General features: G+C 41.7%; 16 protein-coding genes. 4 read left to right on the forward strand and 12 right to left on the reverse strand.

Annotated elements, in window-relative coordinates; genetic code table 11:
- Positions 1-39: 39 nt before the first annotated feature.
- The 4 genes from C8D94_RS04570 to C8D94_RS04585 all read right to left on the reverse strand — a co-directional run bounded on the left by C8D94_RS04570 (position 40) and on the right by C8D94_RS04585 (position 5,214).
- Entirely contained in the window at positions 40-1,530 is a 1,491-nt protein-coding gene (locus tag C8D94_RS04570; protein WP_115122692.1) for a cellulose synthase family protein, read from the reverse strand.
- Positions 1,527-2,228, reverse strand: coding sequence for a glycosyltransferase family 2 protein (locus tag C8D94_RS04575; RefSeq protein WP_115122693.1), 702 nt, complete (start codon positions 2,226-2,228; stop codon positions 1,527-1,529). Before C8D94_RS04575 ends, C8D94_RS04570 begins: the two co-directional genes overlap by 4 nt.
- Positions 2,229-2,292: 64 nt before the next feature.
- Positions 2,293-3,909: a 4Fe-4S binding protein gene (locus C8D94_RS04580; RefSeq protein WP_115122694.1), complete on the reverse strand. Its 1,617-nt coding sequence runs from the start codon at positions 3,907-3,909 to the stop codon at positions 2,293-2,295.
- Between the two features lie 3 nt (positions 3,910-3,912).
- Positions 3,913-5,214 carry an NAD(P)/FAD-dependent oxidoreductase gene (locus C8D94_RS04585; protein ID WP_115122695.1) on the reverse strand — a complete coding sequence of 434 codons (1,302 nt, stop codon included), beginning with the start codon at positions 5,212-5,214 and terminating at the stop codon, positions 3,913-3,915.
- Between the two features lie 218 nt (positions 5,215-5,432).
- Between C8D94_RS04585 and C8D94_RS04590 the strand changes: the two genes are divergently transcribed.
- The 4 genes from C8D94_RS04590 (at position 5,433) to C8D94_RS04605 (ending at position 9,492) form a co-directional block, all read left to right on the forward strand.
- A complete protein-coding gene (locus C8D94_RS04590) occupies positions 5,433-6,146 on the forward strand; it encodes a DUF547 domain-containing protein (RefSeq protein ID WP_115122696.1) in 714 nt (237 codons plus the stop codon).
- A gap of 156 nt (positions 6,147-6,302) precedes the next feature.
- Positions 6,303-7,181 carry a hypothetical protein gene (locus C8D94_RS04595; RefSeq protein WP_115122697.1) on the forward strand — a complete coding sequence of 293 codons (879 nt, stop codon included), beginning with the start codon at positions 6,303-6,305 and terminating at the stop codon, positions 7,179-7,181.
- Positions 7,182-7,231: 50 nt separating this feature from the next.
- Positions 7,232-8,242: a glycoside hydrolase family 113 gene (locus C8D94_RS04600; RefSeq protein ID WP_115122698.1), complete on the forward strand. Its 1,011-nt coding sequence runs from the start codon at positions 7,232-7,234 to the stop codon at positions 8,240-8,242.
- Positions 8,239-9,492 carry a BamA/TamA family outer membrane protein gene (locus C8D94_RS04605; RefSeq protein WP_115122699.1) on the forward strand — a complete coding sequence of 418 codons (1,254 nt, stop codon included), beginning with the start codon at positions 8,239-8,241 and terminating at the stop codon, positions 9,490-9,492. The genes C8D94_RS04600 and C8D94_RS04605 overlap by 4 nt, the downstream gene beginning before the upstream one ends.
- 172 nt (positions 9,493-9,664) lie before the next feature.
- Here C8D94_RS04605 and C8D94_RS04610 read toward each other — a convergent pair whose 3' ends face one another.
- The 8 genes from C8D94_RS04610 to C8D94_RS04645 all read right to left on the reverse strand — a co-directional run bounded on the left by C8D94_RS04610 (position 9,665) and on the right by C8D94_RS04645 (position 15,897).
- Positions 9,665-10,108 (reverse strand): hemerythrin domain-containing protein, encoded by a 444-nt coding sequence (locus tag C8D94_RS04610; RefSeq protein WP_115122700.1) that lies wholly within the window; start codon positions 10,106-10,108, stop codon positions 9,665-9,667.
- Between the two features lie 74 nt (positions 10,109-10,182).
- Positions 10,183-10,959, reverse strand: coding sequence for a TIGR04283 family arsenosugar biosynthesis glycosyltransferase (locus tag C8D94_RS04615; RefSeq protein WP_115122701.1), 777 nt, complete (start codon positions 10,957-10,959; stop codon positions 10,183-10,185).
- A 119-nt stretch (positions 10,960-11,078) separates the two neighbouring features.
- On the reverse strand, positions 11,079-11,879 hold the full coding sequence (locus C8D94_RS04620) for a DUF547 domain-containing protein (RefSeq protein ID WP_115123035.1): 801 nt from the start codon (positions 11,877-11,879) through the stop codon (positions 11,079-11,081).
- Positions 11,880-11,971: 92 nt separating this feature from the next.
- Positions 11,972-12,859, reverse strand: coding sequence for a DUF547 domain-containing protein (locus C8D94_RS04625; RefSeq protein WP_115122702.1), 888 nt, complete (start codon positions 12,857-12,859; stop codon positions 11,972-11,974).
- A 56-nt stretch (positions 12,860-12,915) separates the two neighbouring features.
- Entirely contained in the window at positions 12,916-13,809 is an 894-nt protein-coding gene (locus tag C8D94_RS04630) for a sterol desaturase family protein (protein WP_115122703.1), read from the reverse strand.
- 54 nt (positions 13,810-13,863) lie between these two features.
- Positions 13,864-14,832 carry an arsenosugar biosynthesis arsenite methyltransferase ArsM gene (gene arsM, locus C8D94_RS04635; protein WP_115122704.1) on the reverse strand — a complete coding sequence of 323 codons (969 nt, stop codon included), beginning with the start codon at positions 14,830-14,832 and terminating at the stop codon, positions 13,864-13,866.
- A gap of 59 nt (positions 14,833-14,891) precedes the next feature.
- Entirely contained in the window at positions 14,892-15,083 is a 192-nt protein-coding gene (locus C8D94_RS04640) for a hypothetical protein (RefSeq protein WP_115122705.1), read from the reverse strand.
- Position 15,084: 1 nt separating this feature from the next.
- Entirely contained in the window at positions 15,085-15,897 is an 813-nt protein-coding gene (locus C8D94_RS04645; protein ID WP_115122706.1) for a purine-nucleoside phosphorylase, read from the reverse strand.
- Positions 15,898-15,900: the final 3 nt, after the last annotated feature.

A 15,900-nucleotide genomic window follows, 5' to 3' on the forward strand; every position in this document is an offset into this window, starting at 1 on the left:
GAATCTGGTTAGCGGTTTAAAGTAACGGATTTTTTTTGACTATGCCTTACTGATAAGGCTCTTAAAAAACACAAAGCCAAACCCAATGAAAAGCATGAGGTGAAATGGGAACAAGCCAAAATCGCCTCCCTGGTCCCCCACAATAAAAGCAGAATACATCCCAAAACCAAAATAGAGCATTAGGATGCCTTCTATCAAAATGTTGGGTGAAATCTTGTTCTTGAGGTATTTGTTACCCTTCCAACTATCTTTTAGCGTACTTACATTGAATTTTGGAGTACGTATAAATTCACTTTTCTTCCCCAGATGTCCCTCTAGCACAGCAATGGAATTGTGCACCGAGAAGCCCATGGCAATAGAGAAGAAGATAAAGAACATTCCAATGTATTCCAAGAAACTCATAAAGCCACCACCGTTTATCTTTTTAAAGGTAAACCAATAGCAGATAAAAAAGATAAGTGTACTTACCACAAAAAAGCTCATTATGATAAAATAATACTTTAAATGGGCATATTCGTTTTTAATGTACAGCATGGGAATGCTTAGGATGGCCACGATCAAGATACTCAGGAACATGGTGCTGTTCAATAAATGTAGTGTTCCGTGTATCTTGGTTTTAAAGGAAATATCCTTGTTGCGCCAAACGCGGCCCAGCATTTTTCTGAAATTCTCGGCACCGCCCTTGTTCCATCTAAATTGTTGTGAACGTGCAGCGCTTATCACCACTGGTAGTTCGGCAGGGGTTTCTACTTCTTCCAGGTATTTAAATTTCCAATTCTTTAATTGTGCACGGTAGCTTAGGTCCAGATCTTCGGTAAGGGTGTCGCCCTCCCAATTGCCGGCATCTATGATGCATTGTTTTCTCCAAACACCTGCGGTACCGTTAAAATTTATAAAATGTCCTTCGCTATTTCGGCCTACTTGTTCCAAGGTGAAATGTGCATCCAACGCAAAGGCTTGAACACGTGTTAATAACGAATAATCCCTATTTATATGACCCCAGCGAGTCTGGACAACCCCGATATTTCGATCCTTGAAATAGGGAATGGTGTTGAGCAACCAATTTTTCTGCGGGAGGAAGTCGGCATCAAAAATTGCGATATACTCACCTTTGGCCGTTTCCAATCCTTCTTTTAAGGCTCCAGCCTTAAAGCCTTTTCGGTCATTACGGGTTACGTGTATAATGTCCAGACCGGTTCTTTGGAGTTTTTTTATTTGGGTAGCAGTGGTCTCGAAAGATTCGTCCGTACTGTCATCCAGCACCTGAATTTCCAGTTTGTCCTTCGGGTAGTTTATTTCAGCAATATTGTCCAGCAGGCGCTCCATCACGTACAGTTCGTTGTACACGGGAAGTTGGATGGTTACATAAGGTGTTTCTTCAGGATTGGTAAGATCAAACTTGGCACATCTGTCACTCTTTTTCCTGTTCCGAAGATAGTTGAAAAGCAAGTTGAGCTGTGCCAATGCGTAGAGCAGGATGAGCAATAACGCAGCAGTATAAACAACCATGACAATGGTTTCAAGAATCATTTTTTGAACGTGTATTTAAATATCCAGCTTAAAATTTTGACCCCCGCAAATATAGCACCTTTTACGGTACCCGAAACTTTTGAGGTGCCTATACGGTTACGGTATTTCATGGGTACTTCGGTATAGCTATATTTTTTCTTAAGGGCTTTTAGTTGCATCTCCACGGTCCAGCCATAGGTTTTGTCCTCCATACCCAATTCCAGCAGTTTTTTGTATGTAATGGCCCTAAACGGACCAAGATCTGTAAACCTCGAATTAAAAAAAAGTGCCATCAAGGTGGTAGCGAGCCAATTTCCAAACCGTTGCGGGAAGGTCATGCTTCCATCTTCCCTAAGTCGTTTTACACGAGCACCAATTACAAAATCGATGTTTTTTTCTATAATAGGGGCAACTAGTTGGGGGAGTTGCTCGGGATAATCGCTATAATCACCATCTAAAAATACTACGATCTCTGGATGTTTCTCTTTTGCTGAAATGTATTCCATTCCCTTTAAGCAGGCATATCCATAGCCCCTTCTATTTTCCTGAAGTACGGTTGCTCCCGCTTGTTTTGCTACAGATTCAGTTGTATCGGTAGAGTTGTTGGAAACCACTATGATCTCTTCAACAAAAGATGGGACATCGCGTATTACGAGCCCTATGGAGTCTGCCTCGTTGTAGGCGGGGATAATTATATCTATACTAGGTTTCGGTTTAATAACGATTGCTTCGGAAGGTTAGGGCCAATGCGCAAATATAGCCAACTACGCTTAGCTTCAGCTGTTATTTTTGAATGTACTCGCTAGGGCTTGGCTTTTGGTTCATCAGTTTCATTAAATCTACATCGTTACCAAGCAAAACTTCCTTGGCATCAATCCGTCCTTCCAAGGGACCGTTTTCCAGTTTCAGCACCCCACGCGGACAAACTGCAGAGCAAATTCCGCAACCAACACAACTGGCACGTATAATATTCTCGCCCTTTTGTGCATAGGCCTTTACGTCTATTCCCATCTCGCAATAGGTAGAGCAATTACCGCAGGATATGCATTGGCCTCCATTGGTAGTAATCCTGAATTTACTGAACAATCGCTGTTGCAACCCTAAAATGGCTGCCATAGGACAACCCATACGGCACCAAACCCGGTTTCCGAAAATGGGATAGAACCCGGTGCCAATAACCCCACTGAATATAGCCCCTATCAAAAACCCGTAGCTTTTCCGAAGACTTTCTGCTTCAAAAAGAAACAGGTTTTTTCCCGTGGAGTAATGCAAACCAATCAAGGCCAGCACAATCACCAAATAGCCAATGGCACCATAACGTGCATCTTTCGCCAGCTCTTGTCTTTTAAAAACCCATATAGCGGCAAAGAGGAGGCCTAAAAATACGGCAACTCCAATTAAAAATGTATCCTTGGTAAGCCAATATTTGGAACTATCATCCCCTAGGTAGGAATACACCACAGCTGTAGTCATAACCACCACAAAGACCAATACGCTATGAACTACCCAGCGTTCTATTTTCCAAGCAACTTGCCGCTTGTCACTTAAATGTCTAAAAGGATCTCCAGCAGTTTCAGCCAGACCACCGCAACCACAAACCCAACTACAATACCAGCGTTTACCGTACTTATAGGTAAGGATGGGGGTGATGATGAAGATGGAGGCAATCCCAAATAATAGAAGTATCAATCCTACATCGCCTGCCGAGATAAAACTATCCACCCGGTATTGTTCAAAATTGTAATAATTGAGTGGCCAGATATTTTTGAGATCGTAGTAGGGCAAGGAAAAATCATCGCTGTTCAAACGTGCCATAAACTCTGGAATCAAAAAGGCAAAAGATGTTTGAAAAAACATGACGCTTATGGTGCGTAGCCTTTCGTAGCGGTTGTGGCGATATTTCAGGAAGAATTTAATCCCAAAGGCAAAAATAGCAATGGTGTAGAGGGTTCCGTACACAAACCATTGGCTCGCAGGATTACCGCTAAGTAATTTGCTCAAAGGATCAAACAGGGCAATAATCCCAGTATTGTCGCCTTCCTGCCTCAGTCCTAAATAGTAAGGGAAGAAATACAATACGATATAAAAACCAGTCAATGCAAGCCCAACGACCCACGCCCAAAAACCACGGCTTGATAATGATTTAAAATACACACCATCGTTCTTTATGCCTTCGTGTTTGTGTGCATAGGCACCGTAGGCAAATAATATAATACCACCCGTTAAGCTGGTCAATGCGATAGTGAGCCATAGGCCCTTATTGGGAAAAACACTGTTGAAACTAGCTAAAAGTATGAGTGCCAAACCAAATAGACCGATAACAGTCCCGAATTTTTGAATGGTGTTTATGCTCTTGGGTGGTTGCCCTGTGAGGGACATATCTCGTTGAATAGTGCTCATAGTTTATACGGTTTCTGTTTTGGTGTTTTGAAATTCCTTCAAAATCTCGCTTTCAAAATTTCTATAGAATTCCGGGTCAAAATTCGCTTGTTTGAAATTTTCTATTACAAAATCCATAGTACGGTCCTCATTCAACCATTGGTTAAAAGTTTCGTGTTTCAACCTTATGCCAAAGGTGTTTATCCCCAAGAATTTTCGGCTTTCTATTTCATATTCAATAGTGATACATTTGGTGTCATCTTCATGGTGCCAATGAAAATGTGTGTTGCCTTCTTTCGGTTCATGGAACACCCAGCCATAGGTTTGGTATTCAATATCGAAGAACTTGGCACTATTGAACCAATGTCCAGGATTGTACTCAAAAGGATTTCCACAAATAGTTTGCGCTACGGTCTCACCCATCATACGTCCTGTGTACCAGACCGCTTCTACGGGTTTCCGGTTGCCAATGGTTTCTCGTTGTTGGGCACAATCGCCAATGGCGTATATGTCTTTTACGTTGGTCTCCAACTTTCGGTTCACCAAAATTCCCTTGTCGGTTTCAATGCCGCTTCCCTCTAGAAAAGTAATATTAGGCTTTACACCAGTACAGATGCCAACCATGCTACACGGGATTTCCTCGCCAGTTTCCTTGGTGGTCACGGCACGGACCTTTCCTTTTTCATCGGCCAGAATGGTATCGAGGTTGGTGTTGTTTTGCAAATCAACTCCGTGACTTTTAACGTGTCTTGAAATCATAGCAGCTTCTCCAGGGGGCAGCACGCTGTTCCAAAAGTTTTCTTCACGTATCAAGAAGGTAACCTCGATGTTTCGGGTGCGGAGCATTTCGGCTAGTTCTACTCCAATCAAACCACCACCCACCAATACGGCTCGTGGGCACTCTTTATTGTTTGGGGCATATTTTTCTATTTGTTCCAGATCCTGTTTGGTAACCATCCCAACCACTCCCTTACTTTCCAAGCCTTCCCAACCAAAGGTGTTTGTAGTAGAACCAGAAGCGATAATGAGCTTGTCGTAGTGTATCGTGCCACCTTCTTTAAATTGAAGGGTTTTCTTGTCAGTCTCAATTTTTGAGACGTAGGCATTTTTTAGTTCCAATCGGTTTTTTTTCCAGAACCAATGTTCGTAGGGCTCAATATCGGTCCATCGCATATGGCCCATGTACACATACATCAATGCGGTTCGGGAAAAGAAATGATCTGCTTCTGCAGAGATGATCGTGATTTTTTTGTCGGAGAGTTTTCGAATATGTCTTGCAGCCGTAACGCCTGCAATTCCATTTCCAATAATAACGATGTGTTCCATATAAAAGGCCCAAGGGGTTGGTGGTTTTCTAGAAAGCTGCTGGATAGGTCGTAATGAAATGCAAAAACATTACACACTACCTATAATTTCATTGTTTGAAGATACTAATTTTTGACCACACACTGGAAGTGGAGAAAATTTGTATCGTGAAAAATTTAATATATCGATTTGTAAGCAATCTATCTCGAACCTGACTGAAAGAGCACAAAAAATAAACCATGAAAAAATCTTTGCTCCTTTCATTTCTCTTTTTCATTTTTCTAGTGGCCAATGGGAATTCACAAAACCTAGCAACTTTTTTTGATGAAGCCGATAGCGTTTTCAGTACGTATGTTTCCAACGGAAAGATTGCTTATAAAGAACTTGCCAAAGATCCTTCAAAATTGGAAAAAGTCCTGACTACGGCTGCTACCATTTCAGTTTCACCTTCGGATGCTAAGAAATACCAGGCGTTCTGGATAAACGCCTATAACCTGGCAGTGATCAAGGGAATTGTTGATAATTGGCCCATCACATCCCCATTGGACAAGAAAGGATTTTTTGACACAACGAAATATGAGCTGGGTGGTACTAAAATCACGCTGAATGATATTGAAAACAAGAAATTGCGAGCAACCTTCAACGAGCCCCGATTCCATTTTGTGCTGGTATGCGGCGCATTGGGGTGTCCACCCATCATACCGAAAGCCTATACACCTTCAAATCTCGAAGCTTTGCTCCAACAGCAAACGGTACGAGCGCTGAATGACCCTAATTTTATAAGGGTAAAAGGAAATAAGGTGGCATTCTCTGAGATATTTAAATGGTACAAAGAAGATTTTTTAAAAAATGGAAACGAAATAGATTTTCTTAACAACTACCGAAAGGAAAAGGTGCCAATCGATGCGAAAGTAACATATTACACATATGATTGGCGCTTGAATGAGCAGTGAACATGCCTCTGAACTCTGCCTTTTTCTTGTGTGTTTTTCGTTGATTGAAAGAATTTTACAGGGAGGCTTTACTCGCTCTCCCTTGCTTGCCTCCGAAGATTTTTTTTAGAGAGGAAGGCATAACACTTAGGAAAGGAAGTTAAAACAAAAAAAACTATGAAAAACCTAAAAATAATTTCCATTTTATTGCTTTTCAGTATTATAACAACCACTGCATCTTCACAGGAAAAAGAAGAAAAAGCCGGCTCAGTGATCCAAACCTTAACGCCTTCGAAGTTGATTGCCAGGGGACATTTCGATATTAAATGGTTCAATAATCTCTACACCCAAACTGAGAGCACCTTTTCTGATGGTACTGAACCTCGAGAAACATTCTTTACCTCTACTGTTGAAGGATATACGGGTGTAAGTGATACCAAGCGAGTGAACGTGGGCCTCATTCTTGAGTTTAGGAGCAATGTGGTGGCAGATCGCGATGCGTTGGATGTATTCAGTTTTGATGGTGAGCGGGGTACGGCCCGTAGCGGGTTTACGAGTATAGCCCCCTCGGTTAAAGTGGTTCCTTTTGCAACGGCGAGCAATTTTTCCATTCAATCATCCTTTTTTATCCCCTTGGTAGATAATGAAGTGGAAGAAGGTGTGTTCCTGGACCAGAAAGGATTTATCTGGCAGAACCGATTTTTTTATGATTATACCTTTCCCGGTGATGCTTTTCAATTATTTACTGAACTGAATGCTGAGCTGAATTTTGGGGATGAGACAGAAAGTTTTGCGAACAATAGCCTAAACTTGACCCCAGGGGTATTCTTCAGTTATTTCCCTAGCTCAAAATTTACTGTCTTGGCGCTAGCTCAGCACAGCCAGCGTATCGATTTGGGTAATAATTTCGAGCAAGACTTTACGGCCGTGGGCGGAGGGGCAAAGTACCAACTCACGAACGAACTGAATGTTGAAATTTTGTATACCAATTTTGTTCGTGGTAGCAACACTGGCTTGGGAGAAACCTTTAATTTAGGATTGAGAGCGGTATTTTAAGAATTGGGGGCAAGGATTTTTTTATCTTGAAGGCTCAAAACCATATGTATATGAAGCATTGTATTCACCTATTCGTTTTTATCTTTTTCTTACAGGGTTGTACATCTCAACCCAAAAAAATCAATGGGGTGAGCTATGTAGCTTCTGGAGACCCTACTACCCAAGAACAGGTACAGCAGGTTAAAAACCTTAATGCTAACTATGCGGCCGTGATGCCCTTTGCATTTATACGGGATTTGATAAACCCAACGCTTTCGTTCAATACAGATAGGCAGTGGTATGGAGAGCGGAGAGAAGGGGTACAGCAATATATCGAGATGTTTCAAAAGAATAATATTGGCATAATGATGAAGCCGCAAATTTGGATTCGGCATGGCGAATTCACGGGATACCTAAAAATGACCTCGGAAGAAGACTGGAAAACGCTAGAGCAATCCTACAGGGAATTCATTTTACTCTATGCCGAACTTGCTGAAGAAACTAATGTCGAGATTTTTTGTATCGGTACCGAGCTGGAACAGTTTATTGCGCAACGCCCCACATTTTGGGAGCAGCTCATTTTAGAAGTGAAACAAGTTTTTAAAGGAAAATTGACGTATGCGGCAAATTGGGACGAGTACAAGCGTGTTCCGTTTTGGCAACAACTTGATTTTATAGGGGTGGACGGATATTTCCCTGTTTCCAACCTTAGAACGCCTACTGTGGAAGATGCACAAAAGGGTTGGCAGGGGTGGAAATCTGAAATGATGACTTTTTCAGAACAACAAAAGCGTCCCATTTTATTCACTGAATATGGCTACCGTAGTGTGGACTATTCGGGCAAGGAACCGTGGAAAAGCGATCGTAAAATGGAAGGACTGAACTTAGAGGCCCAGAACAATCTCTACAGTGCCTTTTTTACTGAAATATACCCAGAACCTTGGTTTGCTGGGGGGTTTATCTGGAAATGGTTTATAGACGACGCTGCTGTTGGCGGTCCTGAAAACACAATGTTCACGCCGCAGAACAAACCCGTGGAACATACCATACAGCAGCATTTTGAAAAAGAAGCCCATAGATGAAAAACATCCTTTTTTTATTCGTGATTTTAAGCTGTGTCACGGTATGGGCTCAAGAAGTTACCGAGCTTGAATATCAAAACAATAAAAAAACACGTGCCGGTTTCATCAAAAAAATCACCCAATCGCGAATAGGACAGGTACTGGATTCTACGAAATTGGAAGAAGATATCATCCAATTAAAACGGCTCCCCGGTATTGCACATGCCTACTATCAAGTTGTTCCAAAGAAGGATGGAAACTATAAGATTGTATACGGGTTTGAAGAAAATTTCACCATTATCCCTTCTGCCAATGTGTATACCACCAATGACGATGAGTTTGCGTATCGCCTAGGACTTTACGAGTTCAATGGGTTGGGGCGAAATTTAATTTTTGGGGGGTATTATCAAAAAGATATCTATAATAGTTTTGGAGTGAATTTTCGGGCACCATTTCTCTTCGGTAAAAAAACGGGATTGTCCCTAAACTATCAAAACCTGACCACTGAAGAACCTGTATTCCTAGACTCTGGAACGGCAGATTATAAATACAATAATACCTCGTATGAAATTTTGGGGCTGTACCAATTCAACTATAAGCATAGGGTAGAGGCGGGGGTCAATTATTTTACTGAAACCTACACTTATAAAAATGGGGCCGTGAGCCCTGAAGTGCCACAGTTCTTGGAAGTTGACAAATTTCTGTACAAACTGATATACGAATATAACAACGTTGAACCCTATTATTATTTTGTTGAGGGATTTAAGAGCACGTTAAATTTTCAATATGTAACATCCCGTAACGAAGCATTGCCGGAATTCTTGATTGGCTTCAACGATTTTATCTATTATAAAAGAGTAGGTGAAAAAGGTAACTGGGCCAATAGACTGCGCCTAGGTGTGGCTACAAACAATGAGAGTCCCTTCGCTCCCTTTGCGGTAGATAATAACTTGAACATCCGTGGTGTAGGAAACACGATTGACCGCGGTACAGCGGCCATTGTGCTAAATACCGAGTATAGATATACACTGTTTGAAAAAGATTGGTTTGTGCTGCAGGGAAATGCCTTTATAGATGGTGGGAGCTGGCGAAATCCCGGCGGTGATTTTAGCGATTTTGGCGACGATCAGAACCTGCGAATATATCCAGGCTTGGGTGTTCGGTTTATCCATAAGCGAATCTTCAATACGGTGTTCCGCATAGATTATGGGTATGGTATCACTCGGGATGCAACCAATGGGTTTGTAATTGGTATTGGACAGTATTTCTAATGAAATCGAAGCTGAAGATTAAAATTTACTTTATATAAAAACAACAGCTATTAAGAGATCTCAAGGATTTTATCTTTCTACTCTCAACGCTTCGCAGATTTTAGAAAGACCTGTTATATTTTTTCATCCGAGTAAAAGTTCCTCCTCCCCTCGACGAGGCTGGAAGGGCTTCTTACAATTCCTTGCGTTGTATCTCCATTTCAGCGTTGTATTTTTTGGCCAATTCGGTTTTTTGTGATTCACTGAATACTTTACCCGCCATCTGGAAAAATGACTTTTCCTCATCTTCCAAATGGTGCCGAACTTGGTGGTCCAGTGCTTTTAAATGGGCCAGCCAAGCACTGCTGTCCATTTCACTCTCATCAACTTTTGTAATCAGCTCGTCAATTTCGTGGTGTTCTGCAATACCGTGGCGGGTGTGCTCTACCATCATATCATTATCGATCAATTGCTTGTAAAAGTTGCGTTCTTCGGCTGTTTCGTGGCCTTTTAATTCTACTTTCAGTTTTTCCCAGATCTTTTTGCGTTCTTGGGTGTCGCCCGATGTGTCAAGTGCTTTATCGAGTAGTTCTCTCTGGATATCGTGATCTGCACGAATGGCTTCAAAAATGTTCATAGGTTTCTTTTTTTTGGTTGAATTGTGAAATTACGACCAAAACAAGAGAAATTGTGTTTACGAAATCCTAAAAATTATTTGTTTGCCATTACCTTTTTGGCATGTAGTAGTGCCTCGGCTTTTTCTTGCGAGGGTTTTGGAGCACGGTACTGCTTTACATGTTTTAAGTAGTAGGCGTATAGTTGGTCCGCATCTGCGCCCAACCACCTTTTTACGTAGATTGCCCAAAAATGGTACTGTAAGGTCCAGATTCCCCGTTCGCGGTACAAGCGGGCAGAAGAGTGGATCCATTGTTGTATCACTACAAACTTCTTGCGGGCGTAGAGTTCGTTAATTAGGATGTTGTCCTCGTAAATAATGTAGCTTTCGTCATAGCCGCCAATCTCCTCAAAAAGTTCACGGGTTATAAATTGGCTCTGGTCCCCACCACGGCAGGCACGCCACGAAAATTTGGTGAGCCAACTCGCCAATCGCAACCACCAGTGGGTACTATCAAATCTCATTTTAAAGCAACCTGCTGGGTTTCCTTTTGCAACTTCAGCAATAATCAATTTGTCAAAATCCTTGGGAGGGAAACTATCGGCGTGCAAAAAATAGAATATCTTTCCACGAGCCTTTTTAGCCCCGTTGTTCATTTGCTTAGCGCGTCCTTTGTCAGAGGTAATAAGTTGGATTGTATGTGGAGAATTTTCAGCAAAACCAGCAATTAAATCCTTTGTATCATCTTTACTGCCGCCATCTACCAAAATAATTTCTGAAATGTTTGCGGTAGAAGAATTTTTAGAAAGATGCTCCAAGACAGAAGTGATATTCTCGGCCTCGTTCAACACTGGGATGATAATACTGATCATAGGTGTAAACTTACGGAAATTTTACAGGGTTGGTTGTATTCTTTTTTAACTACAATTTATAAGAAGTTGCAAATTGCTGTCGTGAGTCCTTTGTCGGGCTCAGGTTAATTAAAGCCAAACTATTGCTCGTTCAATCCCCAATCGTAATTTAGATAGGTCTCAGTGGCGTTCGGGTTTATCTTTACGTCACTGTACTGGTTAATATAGCCGAAGAGATCTACATCCCCGTTCACTTTCCAGTCGTTAGGATAAAACTTGAATATGGAACTGAGTTCTGGAGTGTTGGCATCTATTTTGTTTTTTGGCCCGTTGATAAAATTTCTGGTCACCATATCCAACTGTTCATTGATTTTTGCTGCTGTATAGGCCTCCCTAATGAGTGGCGGACAAGAAATTGAAGCACAGTTAATGGCAAAGTGTATACGTGGCTCGTTCATTTTTCGTAGAATACCGTTTTCAATACCACCCAAGGAAAGTTCACGCCCATCCACCCTGGCACGTCCTTCAGTCCAAGGGTTTTCAATGTCCTTAATACTTTTAACGGGATAGTTTTCCAAGATTAGATTTACCGTTTCGGCATTATATAGATTAATATAAAACGCCAATAGTTCTTGTACGCTCCAATCGTTATTGGGGTCTTTTTTAGCGAGCATATTTAGGTAATCGTCCAATGCCATTGCATCTTCCTTAAACCCTTTGTAGTCTACCAGCCCTTCTTCGTTTACGTGTTTTTGCAACAATTCTGTCCATTGGGAGTGGTCTACATTTACTTCGCTATTTGCGGTGGTGGAGGTTAATTTACCTTCTACTTTTTTGGTGGGTTGGCCTTGGCTGGAAATACCAGCTGCAGAGAGTAGGTTGCAGCTATGCAGTGTAAAAGCAAAAGTGGAAAGCAAGGCGGCGTATTTTAGAAATTTCATAGATTCAATGTTTTTTATCGAATACAATATACATTTTGCTTAGTTCAAAAAAGATACTGTTAACAAGGGATTAGGGTAGTTTTAGGAAAAATTTAGTTGTTGAGCGCCCAGTTGTAGTCTTTATAGCGCACCTTGGCGTCTGCTGAAATTTTCACATCCGAGTATTGGTTTAAATAATCTACCAAGCTTCCACTTTTCTTGAAATCTTTACCGAACCATTTGAAAATTTTTGAAATTTCAACCCGGTCCGGAGTAATGGTGTTTCGAGTGGGGTCGTTAATGAATTGTTTGGCCAAGAAATCCAATTGGGCATCCACTTTTTTGGCTGTAAATGCTCCGTTCAGTAAGGGTGGACAGGAATAGGAAGCGCAATTAATCCCGAAATGAATTCGAGGTTCGTTCATCTTCCGAAGAATTTGGTGCTCTATTTCATCAAGGTTATACCATTTATCACCCAGTTTCCACAGGCGTTGGTCCCAAGGTTTGTCTATATCCTTTATGCTTTCTAAAGGTAAATTTCTAAGGATTAAATCTACAGTCATCGCATTGTAAGCATTTATCCAATAGGCCAATTTCTCTTCTTGGGTCCAAGTCTCGGCGGGGAGGTTTTCTGAAAGCGAGTCAATATATGCTCTTAGTTTCTCACTGTTTTTGCTGAACCCATCATAAGCTACGACCCCTTGTGCTGAAACGTGTTTTTTTAATAAGGTATCCCAAACACCGTGGTTGAACTTTGTTGCTGGTGCAGAAGTAATGGTATTGTTTAAACGTATTCTATCAGTCGTTTCGGCTGGTTCTACGGTTGGTTTATTGGGGGTGGTTGCTATTTTACTTCCTTGGGAGATACTAATTCCAGTATCGATGGAAACGTTGGTTGTTTTTTCTTTGGAAATTTTGGTAGTTGTGGTGCTCGCAACAGTTTTTGAATTTCCACAGGCAAAAAGCAAACCGGCTAAAAGGAGGGCACTAACTAATTTCATAAATTATGGGTTTGGATACGGTATGTCGCAATTACTATCATTTCATTGCAAAAAAACTATTTGGTTTTTCTTTTATTTGATAGGGGGTATGTTTCTTGTTTAAAAAAATCCTTAGGAAATGTTTCATCCCCTTCAAAGCCCAGCTCGATGTCACGCCCATCGTGCGGGATATGGTTGGTGCCAAAAAGGTAGTCCCACAAGCTCAAGGTCAACCCGTAGTTTACACCGTAGCGATGGTTTTTGGGTGCTACTTTTGCGTGGTGCCAAATGTGCATTTTTGGATTGTTAAAAATATATTTTAGCACGCCATAATCCCAGCCAAGATTGGCGTGGTTTAAATGACCTACCGTTAAGGCGAAAAAATGGACAATGGCTACATCTGCCACGTCAAAACCGCCAATAATCGCCAACGGGATATATAATAAAGACTTGTAAACAACCGGTTCCATCCAGTGATATCGAAGGTGGGCTGCAAACCCCATTTCCTTTACTGAATGATGCACTTTATGGAAATTCCAGAATACAGGTACTCTGTGCAACAAACGGTGCGTGTTCCACTGTACAAAATCGGAAACGAGGAAAAACAGCACCAGTCCCAATCCGTAGGGAAGTGCATCTGCGTTTACCAATTGAAAATCTGAAACCTGTAGCCCTATCAATCCCAGCGCATCGTTAAAGAGTGCTTCGGCCGTGTTGGATAGAAAAATGAGGACAATTAAATTCAGTAGAAAAAAATTGAAGAACATATAGAAGGTGTCCAGCCAAAAATCTTTTCGGAAGACTTTTTGGTTTTTTCGCCAAGGGAAAAGCAACTCCAACCCCCAAACCACGAGTGAAACCAGTATGAGGCCATAAAAATAGTTTTCCCAGTGAAAACGGGTGATTTCATCCAAGAGATAATTGAAATATCCCTGATAGGAATCCTTTAATATGTTGAGGTATTTATCCATTTGTTGCGTTCATAACCTCACTGGTTATTATATACCTGTCAGGTACGTGTAAAATCAACAACACCCACCCCCGTCGTAATGATAGGTAGATTCACTAAAGTAAATATCGTCTCTTCCCAATGCCTGTAGTGCTCCTGCAGTTTTATCGCATATCGCTAAAGGCTGGTTTTTCAACAATACGTGTCCTTTTTTATCATCAAAATAATCTTTGTCCCCATAATAAATTGCTGCTTTTCCTGTAAACACGCAGGGACCGTCTTCGGGCATCGGGTCTTTAATTGCAGCTACCTCAATGCTTTCAATATAGATGAGCTCGTCCGTTGGATAATTTTTTGGGTCTAAAATTCGGTAGGGTTTTCTGGCTCGTATTTCTATGGTGCCAAAACCAACATCGGTCAATGCTTTTACATATTCTGCAATGGGGAGGCTCCCGCTTAAACATAAAGCTCGTAAGCGTTCATCGTTGCGTAATGTTTCATTCATGGGCTGCTCGCAGGTGGGGTCGCTCATCACCAAACGCCCGTGGGGTTTCAATACACGGTACATTTCCTCAATGGCACGCTTTAGGTCTTCTTCCTTAAAAATATTGAACAGGCAATTTTGTGCGGCTACATCTATAGAGTTGTCCTCCACAGGAAGATTAAGGGCATCTCCTTTTTTAAGATCGACAAATTCACTTTTAAACCAGTCGTTTTGTTCTTCGGCTATTTTAAAGTTCTTTCGGCTTGCTTCCAGCATTTCATCTACCACATCTACACCTACAACGCCACCCCTGGTTCGGTTAAAATAGGAAAACTGCAACAGTTCCATCCCTCCACCTACGCCCACATAGAGCATCTTTGGGTTGTTGGAAAGGTCCCGCGCATGCACGGTGCTTCCGCAGCCGTAGTTCATCTCTTGCATAATCTTTGGGATCTTTAATCCGGGCAGTTCCCAAATAGGATTTGTAGTACAGCAAAGCCCAACATCTGGCGTTAGGGCTGCTTCCTTGTACACATCGTGTGTGGTTTCTAAATAGCTCATACTTTTAGTGCGCTGGACGCAGGTATTAAATTATAGTTTGCTGAAAAGCTCAGCTTATTTTAAGATTTCGACTTAATTTTTTTGAGTATTGAAGAGACCGCAAGGATGCCCACCACGAGCCAAATCCCTCTATATACCCAAATGTTTATTTCTTGGCCGAACAAGGTCCCAAACTCCTGATTTTGCATAAACGAACTTACAACTTTAAAACCTGCCAATGCCAAGAGCGCGATAGATAAAATTTTGTCCATATTACAATTGCTTGATGAGTTCGGTGAATAACGTAATCATCTTCGGTTCTGCTTTTGCAGCTTGAGTTATAATATCTGGGATGTCCACAGGTTCTAAATTGTCTGGATCGCACTCGTCCGTCAATACCGAAACGGCCACTACGGGCAATCCCAAATGGTTGGCAACGATAACTTCGGGCACGGTGCTCATTCCCACAGCATCGGCTCCAATAATTTTAAGGTAACGGTACTCGGCACGGGTTTCCAGTTGTGGGCCCACCACACTTGCATACACGCCTTTGTGTAGGTTGATGTTGTTTTCCTTGGCAATGGTTTCTATTTTTTGGTTCATTTCTGCATCGTACGGGGCACTCATGTCTACAAAACGTTCGCCCATTTTCTCTACGCCTTTAAAGGCTAGGGGAGAACCACCTTGTAGATTGATGTGGTCGTCTATCAACATAATCTCTCCTTTCTTAAAGTTTAGGTTTATAGCGCCCGAGGCATTGCTTACCAATAATTTTTGGATACCCAAACGCTTCATTACGCGTACGGGGAACGTTACGTCTTGTAATGAGTAGCCTTCATACACATGAAAACGCCCCTGCATTAAGATAACTTTCTTGCCACCCAACTGGCCATAGATCAATTTTCCAGTGTGGAACTCTACCGTGGCGGTTGGGAAATTAGGGATGTGGTTGTAGCTCATTTCGGCTTCAACCTCCACGTCTTCCAGGATTTTACCCAATCCCGTACCAAGAATAATACCTACTTCGGGCTTTCCAAAACCACGTTGCTGTAAAAACTCTACTGCTTGCTTTATATATTTTTTCATTCG

The sequence above is a fragment of the Marinirhabdus gelatinilytica genome (assembly GCF_003353425.1).
Taxonomy (GTDB): domain Bacteria; phylum Bacteroidota; class Bacteroidia; order Flavobacteriales; family Flavobacteriaceae; genus Marinirhabdus; species Marinirhabdus gelatinilytica.